This window comes from Aeromonas sp. QDB25, from assembly GCF_027707725.1.
In the GTDB taxonomy this organism is placed as follows: Bacteria; Pseudomonadota; Gammaproteobacteria; order Enterobacterales; family Aeromonadaceae; genus Aeromonas; species Aeromonas caviae.
The window spans coordinates 1-18652 of sequence record NZ_JAPCIZ010000075.1 but is presented as its reverse complement, the minus strand read 5'-3'; the positions used below and the strand labels follow the sequence as shown (position 1 = coordinate 18652).

At 58.1% G+C, this 18652-nt stretch carries 19 protein-coding genes; 2 read left to right on the top strand and 17 right to left on the bottom strand.

The window, feature by feature from the left end; genetic code table 11:
• Positions 1-114 precede the first annotated feature (114 nt).
• The 15 genes from PG883_RS19155 to PG883_RS19085 all read right to left on the bottom strand — a co-directional run bounded on the left by PG883_RS19155 (position 115) and on the right by PG883_RS19085 (position 12603).
• Positions 115-1143: a site-specific integrase gene (locus tag PG883_RS19155; protein ID WP_029314538.1), complete on the bottom strand. Its 1029-nt coding sequence runs from the start codon at positions 1141-1143 to the stop codon at positions 115-117.
• Between the two features lie 299 nt (positions 1144-1442).
• Entirely contained in the window at positions 1443-2222 is a 780-nt protein-coding gene (locus PG883_RS19150) for a TatD family hydrolase (protein WP_042863871.1), read from the bottom strand.
• Positions 2223-2234: 12 nt separating this feature from the next.
• Positions 2235-3182, bottom strand: a complete 948-nt coding sequence (holB, locus tag PG883_RS19145; protein ID WP_042863870.1) for a DNA polymerase III subunit delta' — start codon at positions 3180-3182, stop codon at positions 2235-2237.
• Entirely contained in the window at positions 3167-3808 is a 642-nt protein-coding gene (tmk, locus tag PG883_RS19140; RefSeq protein WP_042017643.1) for a dTMP kinase, read from the bottom strand. Before tmk ends, holB begins: the two co-directional genes overlap by 16 nt.
• A complete protein-coding gene (gene mltG, locus PG883_RS19135; RefSeq protein WP_029314535.1) occupies positions 3808-4809 on the bottom strand; it encodes an endolytic transglycosylase MltG in 1002 nt (333 codons plus the stop codon). The genes tmk and mltG overlap by 1 nt, the downstream gene beginning before the upstream one ends.
• Complete coding sequence (gene pabC, locus PG883_RS19130; protein WP_182721850.1) at positions 4799-5605, bottom strand: aminodeoxychorismate lyase; 807 nt, start codon at positions 5603-5605, stop codon at positions 4799-4801. The genes mltG and pabC overlap by 11 nt, the downstream gene beginning before the upstream one ends.
• A 66-nt stretch (positions 5606-5671) precedes the next feature.
• A complete protein-coding gene (fabF, locus tag PG883_RS19125; protein WP_010674743.1) occupies positions 5672-6913 on the bottom strand; it encodes a beta-ketoacyl-ACP synthase II in 1242 nt (413 codons plus the stop codon).
• 81 nt (positions 6914-6994) lie between these two features.
• A complete protein-coding gene (gene acpP / locus PG883_RS19120; protein ID WP_005300909.1) occupies positions 6995-7231 on the bottom strand; it encodes an acyl carrier protein in 237 nt (78 codons plus the stop codon).
• Between the two features lie 157 nt (positions 7232-7388).
• Positions 7389-8123 (bottom strand): 3-oxoacyl-ACP reductase FabG, encoded by a 735-nt coding sequence (gene fabG / locus PG883_RS19115; protein ID WP_010674742.1) that lies wholly within the window; start codon positions 8121-8123, stop codon positions 7389-7391.
• A 13-nt stretch (positions 8124-8136) separates the two neighbouring features.
• Positions 8137-9072: an ACP S-malonyltransferase gene (gene fabD, locus PG883_RS19110; RefSeq protein ID WP_041211425.1), complete on the bottom strand. Its 936-nt coding sequence runs from the start codon at positions 9070-9072 to the stop codon at positions 8137-8139.
• Between the two features lie 66 nt (positions 9073-9138).
• Positions 9139-10098 (bottom strand): beta-ketoacyl-ACP synthase III, encoded by a 960-nt coding sequence (locus PG883_RS19105; RefSeq protein WP_041211424.1) that lies wholly within the window; start codon positions 10096-10098, stop codon positions 9139-9141.
• A 6-nt stretch (positions 10099-10104) separates the two neighbouring features.
• On the bottom strand, positions 10105-11124 hold the full coding sequence (gene plsX / locus PG883_RS19100) for a phosphate acyltransferase PlsX (protein WP_010674739.1): 1020 nt from the start codon (positions 11122-11124) through the stop codon (positions 10105-10107).
• Positions 11125-11133: 9 nt separating this feature from the next.
• Positions 11134-11301, bottom strand: a complete 168-nt coding sequence (rpmF, locus tag PG883_RS19095; RefSeq protein ID WP_005300935.1) for a 50S ribosomal protein L32 — start codon at positions 11299-11301, stop codon at positions 11134-11136.
• A gap of 20 nt (positions 11302-11321) precedes the next feature.
• The gene (yceD, locus tag PG883_RS19090) at positions 11322-11843 is read right to left on the bottom strand and encodes a 23S rRNA accumulation protein YceD (protein ID WP_029314532.1); all 522 of its coding nucleotides are present in this window, start codon (positions 11841-11843) and stop codon (positions 11322-11324) included.
• A gap of 196 nt (positions 11844-12039) precedes the next feature.
• Positions 12040-12603 carry a hypothetical protein gene (locus PG883_RS19085; protein WP_223916170.1) on the bottom strand — a complete coding sequence of 188 codons (564 nt, stop codon included), beginning with the start codon at positions 12601-12603 and terminating at the stop codon, positions 12040-12042.
• 190 nt (positions 12604-12793) lie between these two features.
• On the opposite strand from PG883_RS19085, the gene PG883_RS19080 reads away from it, so the two are divergent.
• Entirely contained in the window at positions 12794-13375 is a 582-nt protein-coding gene (locus PG883_RS19080) for a Maf family protein (RefSeq protein ID WP_029314530.1), read from the top strand.
• A 52-nt stretch (positions 13376-13427) separates the two neighbouring features.
• Here the strand turns inward: PG883_RS19080 and rluC are convergent, their stop codons facing one another.
• Positions 13428-14372: a 23S rRNA pseudouridine(955/2504/2580) synthase RluC gene (rluC, locus tag PG883_RS19075; RefSeq protein WP_201896700.1), complete on the bottom strand. Its 945-nt coding sequence runs from the start codon at positions 14370-14372 to the stop codon at positions 13428-13430.
• A gap of 414 nt (positions 14373-14786) precedes the next feature.
• Between rluC and rne the strand changes: the two genes are divergently transcribed.
• The gene (gene rne / locus PG883_RS19070) at positions 14787-17930 is read left to right on the top strand and encodes a ribonuclease E (RefSeq protein WP_041211422.1); all 3144 of its coding nucleotides are present in this window, start codon (positions 14787-14789) and stop codon (positions 17928-17930) included.
• A gap of 620 nt (positions 17931-18550) precedes the next feature.
• On the opposite strand, the gene PG883_RS19065 is transcribed toward rne, so the two are convergent.
• Positions 18551-18652: transposase (locus tag PG883_RS19065; RefSeq protein WP_164882044.1), on the bottom strand; the 102-nt coding region annotated here is incomplete at its 5' end.

Genomic DNA, 18652 nt, shown 5'->3' with positions numbered 1-18652 from the left:
ATTCAGTTGGATCATACTTGCTAAACTGTTCTTCCATATCTTGTCTCCCATCCTCATAACACTGAAATTTCAATTAATCAGAAACTGTGAAATATCAACTAGTTTTTGACATTTCTATAACAACCCATCCAGGGCGTGATCCGAGAACTTGTGTGCATCGTCGAAATATTCCTGCAAAGTGCGCATGTCCTTGTGTCGGGTCACCTCGATGATCTTGTTCATCGGTTTGCCCGCCGTTACCGCAGAGGTGATGAACCCCCGCCGCAAACTGTGGCCACTGACGTGGAGATCGTCGATGGCCTGGCCGGTTCGCCGCTTGATCATCAGGTTGATACCTTGCGGCCCCAGGGGGTCTGTCATCAGCTGTCCCCAGCGATTCATCCGGCGAAACAGGGGGCCCTCAGCAATTCGGCTTTTTTTCAGCCATTGTTGCAGTGCAGAGACCGGGCAATACCGGGTACCTGGAATGAGTGCTATCTCCGATTCATGGAGCTGATGTTTGCTTGGTTTGAGACGAAGGCGTATCCCCTGCCCCACAAACTGCACGTCATTCACCTCGATCCTGGCCGCTTCCGACCGACGCAAGGCGCCACTGAACATCAGGAGCAACAGGGTGTAATCCCGAAGTCCCGCCAGGTTGCTGGTGTCTATCTCGTCCAGTACGCAGGCCAATGGTTTCAGGGTCAGCGCCCCCGTTTTGCGTTTGCGGTTATCACCGAGCCGTACTATGCCCCGCATCATCTCCTTGATCTCCGCATGCTCTGTCGGCATGGGGTGGATCCCCTTCTGCTTGAAGGCATAACGAATGCCGGCAAGCCGTCTTACCAGGGTGGCCGGTTTGCGAGGTTCCCCGTTGCGAAGTTCCCCCTTTCCTTCTTCCTTGTCCAGCCAGACCCAGTTGGCCAGGATGCCATCGGCCTGATCCGCCAGAAAATTCATGATGTCATGGTGTGTCGTCTGCAAGGGATCCAGCCCGTGGAGCTGGCACCAGGAGACAAAGATACGGGTATCTGCCTGATAGGCATTGAGGGTGGAGTCGGCTTTGGCGCTGCGCAGGAAGCGTCTTGCCCGGCTGTTCAGCTGAGGATCGAAGACGCTTTGCAAGGATTGCTGAACTGGGTTTTGAAGGCGTGGGTAGTTCACTTAACTCTATGATTTAAAGCGGAGTTTCGGTGGATCTTACAGGATCATCCAGATCTATCAAGTATCGATAATGAATATTATCGATACTTATGAAGAATGCTTTAACCCATTTCAGCTCCCTCATTTATTTCTCAAGTACCCTGTCATCTCTACTCCGTTTTATCAGGATTGTGGATTTAATCTCATCAGTATCCACCGCAAAAAAGTGAGAGATAACAACTTGGCGTGATTGTTTTTGGATGGGTAATGATAGTGCTGATTGTCATAGTAAAACGCCCCGCTATGCGGGGCGTTGTCTGTTATCGCTTTGCCAACTTGAACAACTCGAAGAAATTGTGGCTGGTGGCCTCCGCCAATTCAGCGAGCGGAATCTGGCGAAGATCCGCGATAAATTGGGCAACGTCGCGAACAAAGGCCGGCTCATTCTCCCTCCCCCGGTGCGGAACCGGTGCCAGATAGGGAGAGTCGGTTTCAACCAGCAGTCGCTCCAGGGGCAACGCCTTGACCACGGCCTGCAGGGCTGAGGCGTTCTTGAAAGTGGCTATTCCCGAGATGGAAATATAGAACCCCATGGCCATCGCGGCCTCGGCCATTTCGAGGGACTCGGTGAAGCAGTGCAGCACTCCGCCCACCTGTTCGGCCCCCTCCTCTCGCATGATCCGCAGCGTGTCTTCCTGGGCATCCCGGGTGTGGATGATGAGCGGTTTGTTCAGTGCCCGGGCTACACGAATATGTTCGCGGAAAGAGGCTTGCTGTACATCCTTGTTTTCCGGTGAATAGAAGTAGTCGAGCCCGGTTTCGCCGATGGCCACCACTCTCTCATCGGCCGCCTGAGTCAGCAGCAAGGCAGCATCCACCCCGGGATCCTGATTGAGCGGGTGGACACCGCAGGAGGCAAACACCTGGGGATAGGGAGCGATGGCCTCCATCATGGTCGGGAACTGGGCCTGGGTCACACTCACGCAGAGAAAATATCCCACGCTCTGCTGCGCCGCCTTGGCCAATACATCGGCCATGTCGGTCTGCTTGGAGCCATAACTCAAGCGATCGAGATGGCAATGGGAATCAACGAGTAACATAGACAACCTTGTTTATAACCAGCGATTGAGCCAGTTCATCAAATGGATGGTGGGATTGGAAAGCTGCCCTGGCTGACAAGCCTCTTTCAGCATAACCAGCTGCTGTTCGGCTTCCAGGAGCCGTTCGCTGGAGTGTTTCTCTGCCAGTTGCTGGCTGAGTGATGCAAGATCCGGCATTGCCAGTTGATGATGGCCGCAGCCAGCCTGAAGCTTGAGGGCATCACACAGGAAGAGCTGCAACCAGTGCAGCCGGACCTGAGTATCCTCGGCCAACTGGGCACAGACATTCGCCGCACGGGTGGGGGCCGATGCCAGCGAGACAAATCCGTCGAGCAATGCCCGTCTGGCATCATCTTGCTGTGCTTCGATGTAGCTCAGCACCCGCAGCGGCGCACCCTGGCAGATCCGCACCTGGGCCTGGGTGGCCTGATGGCCCTGCTCGGCGAGCCAGGCAAGGGTCTCCCCCTCAGAGGGGAGCTGGCAGACATGCTTGTGACAACGGCTCAAGATGGTGGGGAGCAGGCGAGATACCCGGGATGCGATGAGCAGCAACAGACTGTCGCCAGCCGGCTCTTCCAGCGTCTTCAGCAAAGCATTGGCGGCAGACTCCGTCATGCGCTCCGCCTCCTGAATGATCACCACCTTGCCGCGACCGAGCTGGGATGTGCTCTGGAGGCGGCTGCAAATCTCCCGGATGGCTTCGACACCTATGGTCTTGCCCTCGGGCCCCAGGGTGCCAAGATCCGGGTGATGCCCCTTCTCAAACAGTTGGCAGGAGTGGCACTGACCGCAAGGCTCACCTCGTTGTGGATGCTGACACAGGTGCAGTCGCGCCAGTCGCTCTGCAAGCTGCTCCTTGCCAAGACCGGGATCGCCTAGCAGCAACCAGGCGTGCCCGAGCCGTCCGGCCCGGGCCGTCTCGCTCAGGGCATGCCAATCCGGGATCAGCCAGGGATACATAGCCCCTCGCTTGCCAGATAATGCTCAAGGGCAGCCTCGATGGCGGCTTTGACTTGCGCCGGGGGCAACCCGGCATCGATGACCTGGATGGAATCATCGGCGGCCGCCAACTCGAGGTAACGCTGGCGGGTACGTTCAAAGAAGCCGATCTGCTCCAGCTCAATCCTGTCCAGCTCGCCGCGATGGCGGGCCCGCTGCAGGCCGATGGCAGGATCGATGTCCAGATAGAGCGTCAGATCCGGCTTGAAATCCCCGAGGACCGCCCGTTTGATGGCGCCGATGAGGTTCGCATCGATGCCGCGGCCACCCCCCTGATAGGCCTGGGAGGAGAGATCGTGGCGATCGCCCACTACCCAGATGCCGTCTGCCAAGGCAGGCTTGATCCGGGTCTCCACCAGTTGTACCCGGGAGGCGTACATCAACAGCAGCTCGGCCTCGACTGTCAGGCGCTCGTCGTGCACTTCCTTGACGATGGCCCGCATGCGTTCCGCCAGCGGCGTGCCGCCCGGCTCCCGGGTGCACTCGATCCGCGCAACTCCGTGGGCTTGCAGATAGTCGGTCACATAGCGCACCGCAGAGCTCTTCCCTGCCCCTTCCAATCCTTCAATCACGATAAATTTAGACATTAGGGTTTCTTCAATATGTATTCACGCACCGCCCGATTGTGTTCATCGAGGGTCTTGGAGAAGTAGTGGGCACCGCCCCCCTTGGCAACGAAGTAGAGATAGTCGGTCGATTTGGGGTTGAGCGCCGCCTCGATGGAGGCCTTGCCCGGCATGGCGATGGGCGTCGGAGGCAGACCGTCGATCACATAGGTGTTGTAGGGGTTCACGTCGGTCAAATCGCTGCGGCGAATGTTGCCATCGTACCTCTCCTTCACCCCGTAGATGACGGTAGGGTCGGTCTGCAACTTCATGCCAAGGCGTAGACGGTTGACGAACACAGAGGCAATCTGGGCTCGTTCATCCGGTTGGCCCGTCTCTTTTTCGATGATGGAGGCCATGATGAGCGCCTCATAGGGTGTCTTGTAGGGCAGATTGGCCTGACGCTTCTCCCAGGAAGCCTCCAGGAACGTTTTCATGTCCTGATAGGCGCGGCGCAGGATGGAAAGATCGCTGGCATGAGTGGTATAGGCGTAGGTTTCCGGCAGGAACCACCCCTCCAGCTTGCCATTTTCGATGCCGAGTTCCTGAGCCAGCTCGGTTTCGCTCTGCTCCAGAGTCAGGCGCTCCAGATAGGGGGCGCTGGAAAGTTGCTTCAGCCAATCCTCAAAACGGGACCCTTCGACAAAGGTCAGGCTGAAGTGAAACTCCTTGCCGGAAGCAAAGAGAGAGAGAGTCTCCTTGAGCGGCGCCCCTTCCTTGATTTCATAGGTGCCGGACTTGATGGCCACCAGTTCGGGATGACCGCGCAACCAGAGGCGCACCGCCCAGGGGCTGGTTTCCCCCTCTCCCAGTTCGGCAATCAGGCGCGCCGCATGGGCGCCTTTTTCGACGGTAAAGAGGCGGGTTGGCCCCTTGTTGGTGAGCGTCTCCACCTGTTGCCACTTGTGATACACGTACCCTCCGGCAACGGCGACAGAGAGTGCCGCCCCCGCGAGCAGGGTGTAAAGCCGATTAAACTTCAATGACCAAGCGCTCCTGTAAACGGCGGATCAATACCGGACTGGGATAGTGCATATCCCCGATGCTGGTGACCGGGACAATCCCCATCAGGGTATTGGTCAGCCAGACCTCTTCCGCCTGCCAGAGTGACTCCAATGGAGCTTCAACGACACGCAGTTCAATGCCCATCTGTTTAAGCATCGTCATCACGCGCTTGCGCATGATGCCATCGATCCCGGCGCGGGTGAGATCCGGTGTGAACACCGTCCTGCCGCGACGCCAAAACAGATTGGCGCTGACCCCTTCTACCAGAAATCCCCGGCTGTTCAAGACTATACCTTCGACCCCGCCGCGCGCAGCAAGTTCGCGCTTCAGCATCACTTGTTCGAGGCGCCCCAGCGTCTTGAGACCGGCGAGCATGGGACTGTCCCCAAGATGCTGCTGGCATACCAAGGCATTGATGCCGGTTTGCTGCCAATCATGATAATGCTCAGGATAAGGTGCCAAAGAGACGATGCGAGTGGGCGTGTCACAGCCTGCGCCGTCATATCCCCGCCCACCGGCGCCCCGGGTCAGCATTATCTTGACGACAGCCTGTGCCTGCCCAGAAGCCAGCTGCGCCGCCTCGTCGGCAAGCAGGTCCCAGGAGTGCTCGCCAAAACCAAGCCGGGCGTTGGCATGTTGCAGCCGGGCCAGATGGTCCTGCCACCAGAGTACCTTCCCTTCCCTCACCAGCATGGTGGTGAAATGACCATCACCGTATGCCAGCCCACGATCCCTGGCTGACAGTGTTTCTGTGGGTATTCCATTAATCAGCAAGGGGATCCCTCCGATAAAAAAGGCCCGATACTGCCGTATCGGGCCTTATCATTCGCCCAGAGCGAATTATACGCGTTTGAAGATCAGGGAGCCATTGGTGCCGCCAAAACCGAAGGAATTGGAGAGGGCATATTCGAAGCTGCCAGCCTTGGCAACATGCGGCACCAGATCCAGGTCGCACTCATCATCCGGCTTGTCCAGGTTGATGGTGGGAGGCACCATCTGGTCACGCAGAGAGAGCACAGTGATGATCGCCTCGATGGCGCCAGCCGCACCCAACAGGTGGCCTGTCATGGACTTGGTGGAACTGACCATCAGGGCGCTGGCATGGTCACCAAACACCTTCTTCATGCCGCGCAGCTCTGCCACATCCCCAAGGGGCGTGGAGGTACCGTGGGCATTGATGTAACCGATCTGCTCGGGTGCGATGCCAGCATCCTTGATGGCGTTCTTCATGGCGCGTGCGCCACCATCGCCGTCCGAGGGAGGGGCCGTCATGTGATAGGCATCCCCGCTCATGCCAAAGCCGACCAGCTCGGCATAGATCTTGGCGCCGCGGGCCTTGGCATGTTCATACTCTTCCAGCACCAACACGCCGGCACCGTCGCCCAGCACGAAACCGTCGCGATCCTTGTCCCAGGGGCGGCTCGCCTTCTGCGGTTCGTCATTACGTGTGGAGAGCGCCTTGGCAGCGGCAAAGCCGCCCATGCCCATGGGGGTGGAGGCTTTCTCGGCACCACCGGCAACCATCACGTCCGCATCGCCATAGGCGATCATCCGGCCAGCCATGCCGATGGCATGGGTACCCGTGGTACAGGCGGTAGTCACGGCGATGTTCGGGCCCTGCATGCCTTTCATGATGGAAAGATGACCGGACACCATATTGATGATGGTGGACGGAACGAAGAAAGGGCTCAGCTTGCGAGGGCCGCCATTGATGAGGCTGCTGTGGTTCTGCTCAATCAGACCCAGACCGCCGATACCGGAGCCGATGGCAACGCCTACCCGCTCCGCGTTCTCTTCGTTGATGATCAGGCCGGAATCTTCCAGGGCCTGAACACCCGCCGCCACGCCATACTGGATGAAGAGATCCATCTTGCGGGCTTCTTTGCGGTTGATGCCGAACTCTTCGGGGTCGAAATCCTTGACCAGGCCTGCGAAACGGGTTGCGAACTCGCTTGCATCAAAGTGGTCGATGAGGGAAATGCCGCTCTGCCCGTTGAGCAGGGCTTGCCAGCTGGATTCGGCAGTGTTGCCTACCGGGGAAAGCATCCCCAAGCCGGTCACCACGACTCTGCGTTTTGACACTGAGGTAGTCTCCGAGAGGTGTTTTGAAAGGGGTAAACATAAAAGAAGCGGCCCTTGGGCCGCTTCTTTCAGAACAGGAACTTATTCCTGATTAGCGGTGATGTAGTCGATAGCCGCTTGAACAGTGGTGATCTTCTCGGCTTCTTCATCAGGAATTTCGGTATCGAATTCTTCTTCCAGCGCCATTACCAGTTCAACGGTATCCAAAGAGTCAGCGCCCAGGTCGTCGACGAAGGAGGCAGCGTTCTTCACGTCTTCTTCTTTAACACCCAGTTGTTCGATGATGATTTTCTTTACGCGTTCTTCGATGTTGCTCATGACCTGAATTTTCCTTTAAAAATACGCTATTGCGTCTGGTTGGGGTAGTGTATTCAATTGACGTGAGTTTGCAAGTGACTTGCCGCTGGTCAAACCACGAAATTCGCCAAACTTCGGCGTATTATCGCAAATTTGAACAGAACTCACGACAAATTGATTACACCATGTACATCCCGCCATTAACATGCAGGGTTTCGCCGGTAATATAGGCGGCATCATCCGATGCCAAGAATACCACAGCGGCAGCAATTTCTTTCGGATCGCCCAAACGGGCAGCAGGCACCTGATTCATGATGCCGGCGCGCTGCTCTTCATTGAGCGCCTTGGTCATGTCGGTCTCGATGAAACCGGGAGCAACCGCATTCACCGTGATGCCACGAGATGCCACTTCACGGGCCAGCGACTTGGTAAAGCCAACCAGACCAGCCTTGGCAGCAGCATAGTTGACCTGACCGGCGTTGCCCATGGTGCCGACCACGGAACCGATGCTGATGATGCGACCGTTACGCTTCTTCATCATGGCACGCAATACCGGCTTACTCAGACGGTACAGGGAGGTGAGATTGGTGTCGATGATCTCGTTCCACTCGTCATCCTTCATCCGCATCAGCAGGTTGTCGCGGGTAATGCCGGCGTTGTTGATCAGGATGTCGATGTCGCCAAAACGCGCCTTGATGGCGGCGAAGACGGTTTCGATAGATTCCTGACTGGTCACGTTCAGTGCCATGCCGCAGCCTTGTTCACCCAGGTAAGCACTGATCGCCTCGGCACCGCTCTCGCTGGTCGCGGTCCCCACGACTTTGGCGCCACGAGCAGCAAACATCTCCGCAATCGCACGACCAATGCCACGGCTGGCGCCAGTGACCAACACAACCTTATCGGTAAAACTCATGACTTGCTCCTGTTTACTTGATCTGGGCCAGTGCCTGCTCGAACGAGGCGGCGTCGTTGGCGTGAATACCTTCCACTCGCGCATCGATACGCTTGGCCAGGCCGGTCAATACCTTGCCCGGGCCCATCTCGATCTCGAGGGTAACACCGTCGTTTGCCATGCACTCTACCGTTTCAGTCCAGCGAACCGGGCTGAACAGCTGACGCACCAGGGCTTGCTTGATGGCGGCAGGATCCTGCTCACAAGAGACGTCAACATTATTGATGACGGCGATGGCAGGAACCTTGATCTCGATCCCATCCAGGGCGGCGGCCAGCTTTTCTGCGGCCGGTTTCATCAGGGCGCAGTGGGAGGGCACGGAGACCGGCAGCGGCAGGGCACGCTTGGCACCTGACTCTTTCATCAGCACGTTGGCACGCTCGACCGCCTCTTTGTGGCCGGCGATGACCACCTGACCCGGAGAGTTGAAGTTGACCGGAGAAACCACCTGCCCCTGGGCCGCTTTCTCACAGTTGGCAGCGATGCTTTCGTTGTCCAGACCGATGATGGCAGCCATGGCGCCAGTGCCTTCCGGTACGGCTTCCTGCATGGCCAAACCACGCAGCTCGACCAGCTTGACGGCATCGGCAAACGCCAGCGCGCCGCTGCACACCAGGGCGGAGTATTCCCCCAGGCTGTGGCCGGCCATCACGGCAGGGGTTACCCCGCCTTGTTGTTGCCACAGGCGCCACAGCGCGACGGAGGCGGTCAACAGCGCTGGCTGGGTACGCCAGGTTTTGTTGAGATCCTCGGCCGGGCCTGCCATCACCAGGGCAAACAGGTCATAGCCCAGCACCTGGCTCGCCTCGGCGAAGGTCTCTTTAATCACTGCGTGTTGCTCGGCCAGCTCGGCCAGCATGCCGACGCTCTGGGAGCCTTGTCCCGGGAAGGCAATGGCAAATCGGGTCATCATTGATTCCTTTAAGGTAAGACGAATTCGGTAAGCGGGCGCCCGAGGACCGGGCACCGCTCGGTATCAGAGGCGAACCAGCGCAGAGCCCCAGGCAAAACCGCCGCCGAAGGCTTCCAGCAGGACCAGCTGGCCGGGTTTGATGCGACCATCGCGCACCCCTTCATCGAAGGCGATGGGCACGGAGGCCGCGGAGGTATTGCCATGACGATCCAGGGTCAGGATCACCTTGTCGAGCCCCATACCGAGTTTCTTGGCGGTGGCATTGATGATGCGGAAGTTGGCTTGATGGGGCACCAGCCAGTCCAGCTCGCTCGGCTCGACGTTGGCCGCAGCCAGGGTTTCGGTCACGATCTCGCTAAGGCGTGTCACCGCCACCTTGAAGACATCGTTGCCCTTCATGTACATGTAGGCTTCGAGCTCAGCACCCGGCATGCCGCGACGGGGCTGCGGCAGTTTGAGCAGCTCGCCATAACGGCCATCGGCATGCAGATGGGTGGAGAGGATCCCAGGAGTGTCGCTGGCACCGATGACCACGGCCCCTGCCCCATCCCCGAACAGGATGATGGTGCCGCGATCCTCGGGATCGCACATGCGTGACAGCACGTCCGCACCGACAACCAGCACGTAGCGAGCAGCGCCGGATTTGACGAACTGATCGGCGATGGCGAGAGCATATGTAAAGCCGGCACAGGCGGCGGCTACGTCAAACGCCGGGATCCCCGGTACGTCAAGCAGCCCCTGCAGTTCACAGGCAGCAGCTGGGAAGGCATTCTCTGCGCTGGTAGTGGCCAGCACTATCATGTCCAGATCGGCGGCAGTCAGACCTGCCGCATCAAGCGCACGCAAGGCCGCCTGATGAGAAAGGGTCGCGACGGTTTCGTCGGCTCCGGCGATACGGCGTTCACGGATCCCGGTGCGTTCCACGATCCATTCGTCACTGGTTTCAACCATCTGTTCAAGATCGGCGTTGGTACGAACCGAACTCGGCAGATAACTGCCAGTACCCAGAATTTTGCTATGCATAGAGTTTTATAAATCCCTGTCGGAAAAGACAGATTCAAGGCGATCTGCAATTTGCAATGGAAGTTGATGTCTGGCTTCTTGTGCGGCCAGCAGAATCGCATGACACAGAGCGCGGCGCTCGGCCCGCCCATGGCTTTTTACCACAATGCCGCGCAATCCTAACAGACTCGCGCCATTATACTGGTCGGGGTTCAGGTAAGAGAAACGCCGTTTGAACATAAATCCGGCGAGTCGACCAAGAAAACTGCGTTTTTTGCGCGGATATCCGGCCAGTTCGGCCATCATCCGCACCACCCCCTCCGCGGTCTTGAGCGCCACGTTGCCCACGAAACCGTCGCAGACGATCACGTCGCACTCGCCGCTGAAGATCCTGTCACCCTCGATAAAACCGACAAAATTCAGGGCGGAGCATTGGCGCAGCAACTCGGCGCTGTGGCGCACCAGGTCGTTGCCCTTGATCTCCTCCTCCCCTACGTTGAGCAGTGCCACTCTGGGTGAAGGTATCCCCTCCACCTTCTCTGCGACTACGGCGCCCATCACGGCAAATTGCAGCAGGGTGTCGGCATCGCAGCTCACGTTCGCACCCAGATCCAGCATCACGGTCCGCTTTCCACTCAATGTGGGCAGCGCCTTGATGAGGGCTGGCCGGTCAACACCGGGCAAGGATTTGAGCACGCACTTGGCCATGGCCATCAAGGCACCGGTGTTGCCTGCACTGACACAGGCATCGGCAGCGCCGCTCTTGACCAGATCCAGGGTCACGCGCATGGAGGAGTCTTTCAGGGTACGCAGCGCCACGATAGGCTTTTCGCCCATGCCCACGACCTGGGAGGCATGCACGAGACGAACGCGAGGGTGGTTGAGCAAGCCATGTTGCTGCAGAAGAGAGGCGGTCTGGTGTTGATCACCGACCAGAACAAGTTTTAGCTGGGGTAGAAGAGACAGTGCCTGCACGGCGGCAGGCACTGTTTCCGAGGGGCCGATATCTCCCCCCATTATGTCTAGCGCGACAGTTTGCGTAGACAAAGGCAATCCTTAAGCGATTACCTTTTTACCGCGGTAGAAACCATCGGCAGTCACGTGGTGACGACGATGAATTTCGCCACTGGTCTGATCAACAGTCAGGGCAGCGGTGGTCAGCGCATCGTGGGAACGACGCATGCCACGCTTGGCGCGGGTTTTACGGTTCTGTTGTACGGCCATGGTAGGCTAACTCCTAAAATTCACTTACGTTTGAGCGCTTCAAGAACTGCAAAGGGATTCGGCCGCTCATCAGCAGGTTCGATTTCACCCCAGGTCATCTCCATGTTTCCTCTGGGACACACATCCACCGGATGCATGGCTACCTGAGGCAACGAGAGGATGAGTTCATCCTCCAGGATTTGATGAAGATCTATCTCGCCGTTTTCGTCCAACTCAATGGGCTCATAAGCTTCCGGCAGTTCTTCCTCGTTTGTTCTTTCGAACAGCGGAGTGTAAATAAAACTAGCTTCACAAAGGTGTTCAAACGTCTCACCACAACGCTGGCAAACCAGGTCGACCTTGGCATGGGCAGTGCCTTTCATAACGGTCAACTTCTGGACATCTTTGCCAAAGTGCAGTGTGACATCCACATCACTTCGCAAGCCTTCGGTTGATTCCTCCAGCCTGGGCATCTGCGACTTTTCCACTATCCCGACATAATCGAGTAGCTTCAAGGCATTACGGACTGGATCAACCTTAACGGGCAACTTCACCTTTTGCATAGGGCGCGAATATTATAGGTCCAACAAGGGATAGTCAAAGGAAAAAGTCCTTACCGCCGATGATTTTACCTTCACAGGCCCCTGCAAGAGGAACTTGTGCTCATCGGTGGCCGATTATGCCATATCGTGCAGGATCTGGCACAGGATCCTGTTCCCCTCTCCTGTCTGTCCACCGGATGTGCTCCTTGGTGTCTCATCAGGTGGCAGAACAGCGCGGGTCTCTCCCCAGCAGGCCTGGTGTCGCAGCCACTCTGGGCTCGGCTTCCATCAGTCTGCGTATGGCTTTGAAACTGCCCACGGCAGCCTTGATGGCAATGGGATTGACCAGCCAGCCCGGCAAGTTGTTGCCCGGGTTGGTATAGGTTTCGAGCCGAACGAGTGTGCTGCCATCCCGTTGGGGTAGCGCCTCCCACCGTCCAGCGCTTTCCTGGATCCGGAACAGCCCTGCATGCAATGGCAGGGCATTCGGCTCTGCCCACACCTCGAGAGTCAGGCCGCAATCGATGCGTCGACTCAAATGGGAGCGGGTGATGAGCTCCCTGTCTTGCACCGGCCAGGGAGACGCCAGGCGGGTATAGACCAGATCATCGTCGGGACCAGATCTGGCCAGCACCCTGACTTCACGGCTCTGGGGCAACCACTCTTCATGGCGCACCGTGTTGCGCAGTACCGTGATCAGCGCGCCAGGATCGGCATTCACGCGCATCTCCAGACGTAAGGCCTGAAAAGATGTCGGAGGATGTGGCTGGGTCCAAAGCATCACCCCCTCATCCCCCTGACGAAGTTGCCATGTCCCTGCCCAGCTGGCGATTGTGTTTGTGCTGTGGTTCCATCAGCATGCATGCTTCCCGCTAATTAGGCGAGTCCCGCTGTAGACATCTCCTGTTTGCGTGGCCCCATCTGCACAGATAGAATCAACCAATTGATTTATAAATGGATATCATCAAAACATGCAGCCTTCCTTGATCCTCGCGTCCACCTCGTCCTACCGCAAAACCTTGCTGGAAAAACTCGGTCAGCCATTTCACTGTGCTGCGCCTCAAGTCGATGAGACAGCGCGACACGGGGAGACCGCAGAAGCCCTGGTCAGCAGATTGGCATTTGCCAAGGCGAATGCCGTTGCTACTGACCGTGATCAAGGATTGATCATCGGTTCAGATCAGGTGTGCGTCTGTGACGGGCAGATCCTCGGCAAGCCCGGCACGGTGGAGAAGGCGGTCGAGCAGTTGCTGCGGGCACAAGGCAAGCGCGTCATCTTTTACACCGGGCTCTGTGTGATCAATGCTGCGAATGGCCATGCCGAGCAGCTCGTCGAGCCTTTCACCGTGTATTTTCGCTCGCTCGACGAAGCAGCCATCCGTCGCTATGTGGAGGCCGAACGTCCTCTGGATTGTGCCGGCAGCTTCAAATGCGAGGGAATGGGCATCGTCTTGTTCAAGGCGCTGGAGGGGCGCGATCCCAACGCCCTTGTCGGTCTTCCCCTGATAGGCTTGGTTGATCTCCTGGGTCGCCACGGCCTGGCTCTGCCATAACAAGAACTCTGCCATGAAAAACGGGAGCCTTGGCTCCCGTTTTTCATGGTTGTCAGCGTGGCAGCTTGGCGAGAAACGCCTCAAGCTCCGGTGACAATGGCGCTTCCACCTGCATCTCCCGGTCGTCCACCGGATGAGTAAAGGTGAGCTTCCAGGCGTGCAGGAACAAACGCTTTAGCCCCTGCCCTCGCATCTTTTCATCAAACCCGGCCTCACCATATTTGTCATCGCAGGCGATGGGATGGCCGGCGTGCTGGGTGTGGACACGGATCTGGTGAGTACGGCCAGTGATGGGACTGCACTCGACCAGTGTGGCCTCGGCAAACTGACGGGTAATCCGGAACCGGGTCTCGGAAGGTTTGCCATCGCTGCTGACCCGCACCACCCGCTCGCCGGATTGCAGATCATTTTTGCGAAGTGGCGCATTGACCACCTTGACGTGGGGTTGCCACTGGCCGCGCACCAGCGCCAGATACTGCTTGCGCATGGTCTTGACCCGCAACTGCTCGTGCAGGCTGCGCAGGGCACTGCGCTTCTTGGCAACCAGCAGCACGCCGGAGGTGTCGCGATCCAGCCGGTGCACCAGTTCGAGGAAACGGGCTTCGGGGCGCAGAGCACGCAGCCCTTCGATGACGCCAAAACTGAGGCCGCTGCCGCCGTGCACTGCCATGCCGGACGGCTTGTTTAGCACTATCATGGCGTCGTCTTCAAACAGGATCTGGCTCTCCAGACGCTGGATGCTGCCGAGGTTGGCAGAAGGCAACTCATTCTTCTCGGCCACACGCACGGGGGGCACCCGCACCTCGTCACCGGCACAAAGCTTGTATTCCGGTTTGATGCGCTTCTTGTTGACCCGCACCTCCCCTTTTCGAAGGATGCGATAAATCAGGCTCTTGGGGACGCCCTTTAACTGAGTCTTGAGAAAATTGTCGATGCGCTGCCCGTCATGCTCAGCTTCGATGGTGAGCAGCTGCACTTGTTGATGTATCTGTGTCATGGCGCGGATTTTAACACCGCCGACAGCCCTTGGCTGCATGCTTTGTTAAAAAATGGCGTCTTGCTATAAAAGTGGTTTAAATGGGATAATAAACAAGGTTTTGTCATTGTGTTCAAGCCTTGTACTAAGTGGCCAAAATGTATGCCACCCAATCCCGAAACACCGTGTATACAAGAACATGACGGTTCCCGGGTGCGAGGTACAACGCATGGAGAACACAAACAGAGCCGACGTAAATTGTCTCCACATCGGTATCCTTAATTCACGCCCTCTCGAGAAGGCTGAACCAGAGTGCCCTTAGTTTGCGCCTCATGCATACCCCAACCGGGAGGTTGCCCCAGCATGCTGAAGACCCGAGGCCGGCGCCGGCAGGACCCAGTGGAGGAATCAAAATGACAAAATAATGAGAACTCAATGAAAAGAATGCTAATCAACGCGACTCAGGAAGAGGAGTTGCGCGTAGCGCTGGTTGACGGACAACAGCTCTACGATTTGGATATTGAAAGTCCGGGACACGAGCAGAAAAAAGCGAACATTTACAAGGGCAAAATCACCCGAGTAGAACCCAGTCTCGAAGCTGCTTTTGTTGACTATGGCGCCGAACGCCACGGTTTCCTGCCGTTAAAGGAAATCGCCCGCAATTACTTCCCCTCCGGTTACTCCTATCAGGGTCGTCCCAACATCAAAGAAGTGGTCCGCGAAGGCCAGGAAGTGATTGTCCAGATCGACAAGGAAGAGCGTGGTACCAAGGGTGCAGCCCTCACCACCTTCATCAGTCTGGCTGGCAGCTACCTGGTGCTGATGCCGAACAACCCCCGTGCCGGCGGCATCTCCCGTCGCATCGAGGGTGACGAGCGGACCGAGCTGAAGGAAGCCCTGAGCGGACTGACCGTACCGGACGGCATGGGCCTCATCGTGCGCACCGCCGGTGTGGGCAAGTCCCCGGAAGAGCTGGAGTGGGATCTGAACGTTCTGCTCAATCACTGGGACTCCATCCATAAGGCGTCACAACAACGTTCCGCTCCGGTGCTCATTCACCAGGAGAGCAACGTCATCGTGCGCGCCATCCGTGACTATCTGCGTCGCGATGTGGGCGAGATCCTGATCGACAACCCGGTCATCTTCGAGCGCGCCAAGTCACATATCGAGCTGGTCCGTCCCGATTTCCTCAATCGCGTGAAGCTCTACAAGGGTGATGTCGCCCTGTTCAACCACTTCCAGATCGAGAGCCAGATCGAATCGGCCTTCCAGCGCGAAGTGCGCCTGCCCTCCGGCGGCAGCATCGTCATCGATCCGACCGAAGCACTGACCTCCATCGATATCAACTCCTCCCGCGCTACCAAGGGCGGCGATATCGAAGAGACCGCCCTGCAGACCAACCTGGAAGCGGCCGATGAGATCGCTCGCCAGCTGCGCCTGCGTGACCTAGGTGGCCTGATTGTCATCGACTTCATCGACATGACCCCGGTTCGCCATCAGCGCGAAGTGGAAAACCGTCTGCGTGAAGCGGTGCATCAGGATCGTGCCCGTATCCAGCTGGGCCGTATCTCCCGTTTCGGTCTGCTGGAGATGTCTCGCCAGCGTCTGCGTCCCTCCCTCAACGAGTCCAGCAGCCATATCTGCCCCCGTTGCCAGGGTCAGGGGGTCATCCGTGACAACGAATCCCTCGCCCTGTCCATCCTGCGTCTCATCGAAGAAGAGGCCATGAAGGACAACACCGAGCAGGTGCATGCCCAGGTGCCGGTCGATGTGGCCGCCTATCTGCTCAACGAGAAGCGTACCTCCATCGCCAATCTGGAACAGCGCAATGATGTGCGTGTCTACATCATTCCGAACCAGCATCTGGAAACCCCGCACTACGAAGTGACCCGCATCCGTCAGAACGAGATCCCAGAAGCGGCCAGCTACGAGCTCAAAACCGAGATTGCCAAGCCGGTCTACCAGCCGCGCCAAGCTCAGGTAGTCGAGCGTGAACAACCGCTGCTGCAAGGGTTTGCCCCGGCTCCTCAGCCGGTTGCGCCCGCCGCCCCGGCTCCTGTTGCGACTCCCGCTCCGGTTGCAGAACAAGTCGGCTTCTTTGGCAAGCTGGCCAAGGCCTTCTCCGGCCTGTTCGGTGCCTCCTCCGATGCGGCTCCGGCCGAGGTGAAGGCGCCTGCCGACAAACCGGCCGCCCAGCGCGAAGCTCGCAAGGATGACGGGCACCGTCACCAGCGCGATGAATCCCGCAGCCGTGGTCAACGTGGTCGTCGCGACGACAACCGCGGCAGTCGCAATGCCGAGGCCGGAGAGAAGCGTGAAGGCGCAGCCAGCCGCGAGAGCAGTGATCGCAATCGTCGCCCGCGCAAAGAGCGTGAGCCTCGTCAAGAGCGGGAACCGCGCCAGGAACGGGAACCCCGTGGCGAAGTGCGCACCGAGCAGCGCATGGAGCGTGAGCCTCGCGAACCCCGCCAAGAGCGCGAACCTCGTGCCCCGCGTCCGGCTCGTGAACCTCGCGCCCCCCGCGAACCCCGTGCCGAGGTGATCGTCGAGGCGGTTGATACCGTTGATACTGCGGTCGCCAGCGCTGAACCGCGTCAGGAAAAAGAGCAAAAAGTGGCCGAGCGCCGCGAACGTCGCCAACTGCGCAAGCAGATCCGTGTCGATGTCGCCGCGACCGACACCCCTGCCCTGCCGACTGACGAGCAAATCATCGATGTCGCCGACGTGCAAGCCGCCGCTGAGCAGCAAGAAGAGCAAGGCGAAGGTCAGCGTCGTTCCCGCCGTACCCCGCGCAATCAGCGCATCGAAGGGCAACGTCGCAAGCGCATCAACGAAGAGGCTCGTGGCCAGCGTGAAGACGAAGCACAAGGTGAAGTGCAGCTGACTACCGCGGCCCAGGCCGATGCGGCTCAGGTGAAGGTGGAAGAACCGGTTGTGCCTGTCATCACCATTCCGAGCGCAGAAGCGGTTGCAGCAGCCCTGCAGGCCTCCGCCGCTCTGACCGAGCACGTGGTGGCTGAAGCCATTGCTGAGGAAGCGGCAGAGCAAGCACTGGCAGCCCAGGCAGTGGACGCGCCCTCCACTGACGAAGTTGAACAGGCTGCGCAAGCAGACGCTGAACCCGCCGCCGAAGTGGCAGTTGTCGAACCCGAGATGGTCGAACCTATCGTCGACACCGCCTCTCATGACGAACCTGTAGCCTTGATCGACGCTGTCGAGCAGACCCAGCAAGTGGAGGCCATCCCAGAAGAGGTTGCACCGGTTGCTGAAGCGGCACCTGTCGTGATCGCTGAGGAGACGGCCACCGCCGAGGCGAAGGTCGTCGAGATGCCGGCTGCAGTGGTGCAAACCGAGCCAGCAACCAGCCCCGAAGTGAAGGTCAGCAAGGGTGCCGGTGTATTGGCCCGTGCCCGCAAGGCTTATGCCCCCATGGCAACGCCGGCTGCGGCTCCTGCCCCGACACCCCGTGAACCCGTGGAGTACGCTCCCCTGGTACGCAGCGAAGTCGTGACCTCCGGTCGCCACGGTGGCAGCACCGCTGCCAGCAACGTGGCAACCAGCCCGGCCGGTCGCCCCTGAGCAGACTCGTTAGTCTGAATAAAGAGCCACACATCGTGTGGCTCTTTTTTTATCTCTTTTTTTGGGCTGACATCGCCTTGCTCTCCCCCCTGCCCATTCTTCGATATCCGCCGCTTTCCCGATGTTCAGCGACCACACACAGTCCAAACAAGACGTGAATAACACACCAGACAGAGAATTCATCTCTGTCAAAGCATCACGACATGCTCTGCTTTGTCGACAGGGTCCGTGCATTGACAGCATATGAAGCCATTGGCAAACCGTCTGGCAGCGTTCCCCTTTGGTAGCACAGTCGGTGTGTTCAGTGGTGGCTGAGACAACCCAGGTTGAACGGGAATGCCAGACATAGGGCAACCTGTGGCGCTCTTCACTCTCATCATTTCTGGTGAGGAACATAGGCACGTTGCACACCCTCCCTTCTGCTTTACGTGCAAGCATCGGCTTGTAACAAGGCATCACACAGACAGGTCCCCTCACTGTGCACAACGAGTGGCTCAGGGATGTAGAGAAGCAAAAGAGGTGATAGATAATGTAATTCAACTTCTTGTCTGATGGCATACAACTATCACTTATTGAACTATTGCCGCATGACGTGATATTCACCAGGCAACAAAAAAGGTTCATCGCGGCTTTCCGGGGAAGGCCGCCTTGATTTTCAGAAAAAAGTATTCTGAGTCCCTAAATCCATATGCCATGCGCTTTATCACTTTGATCTTGTTGTT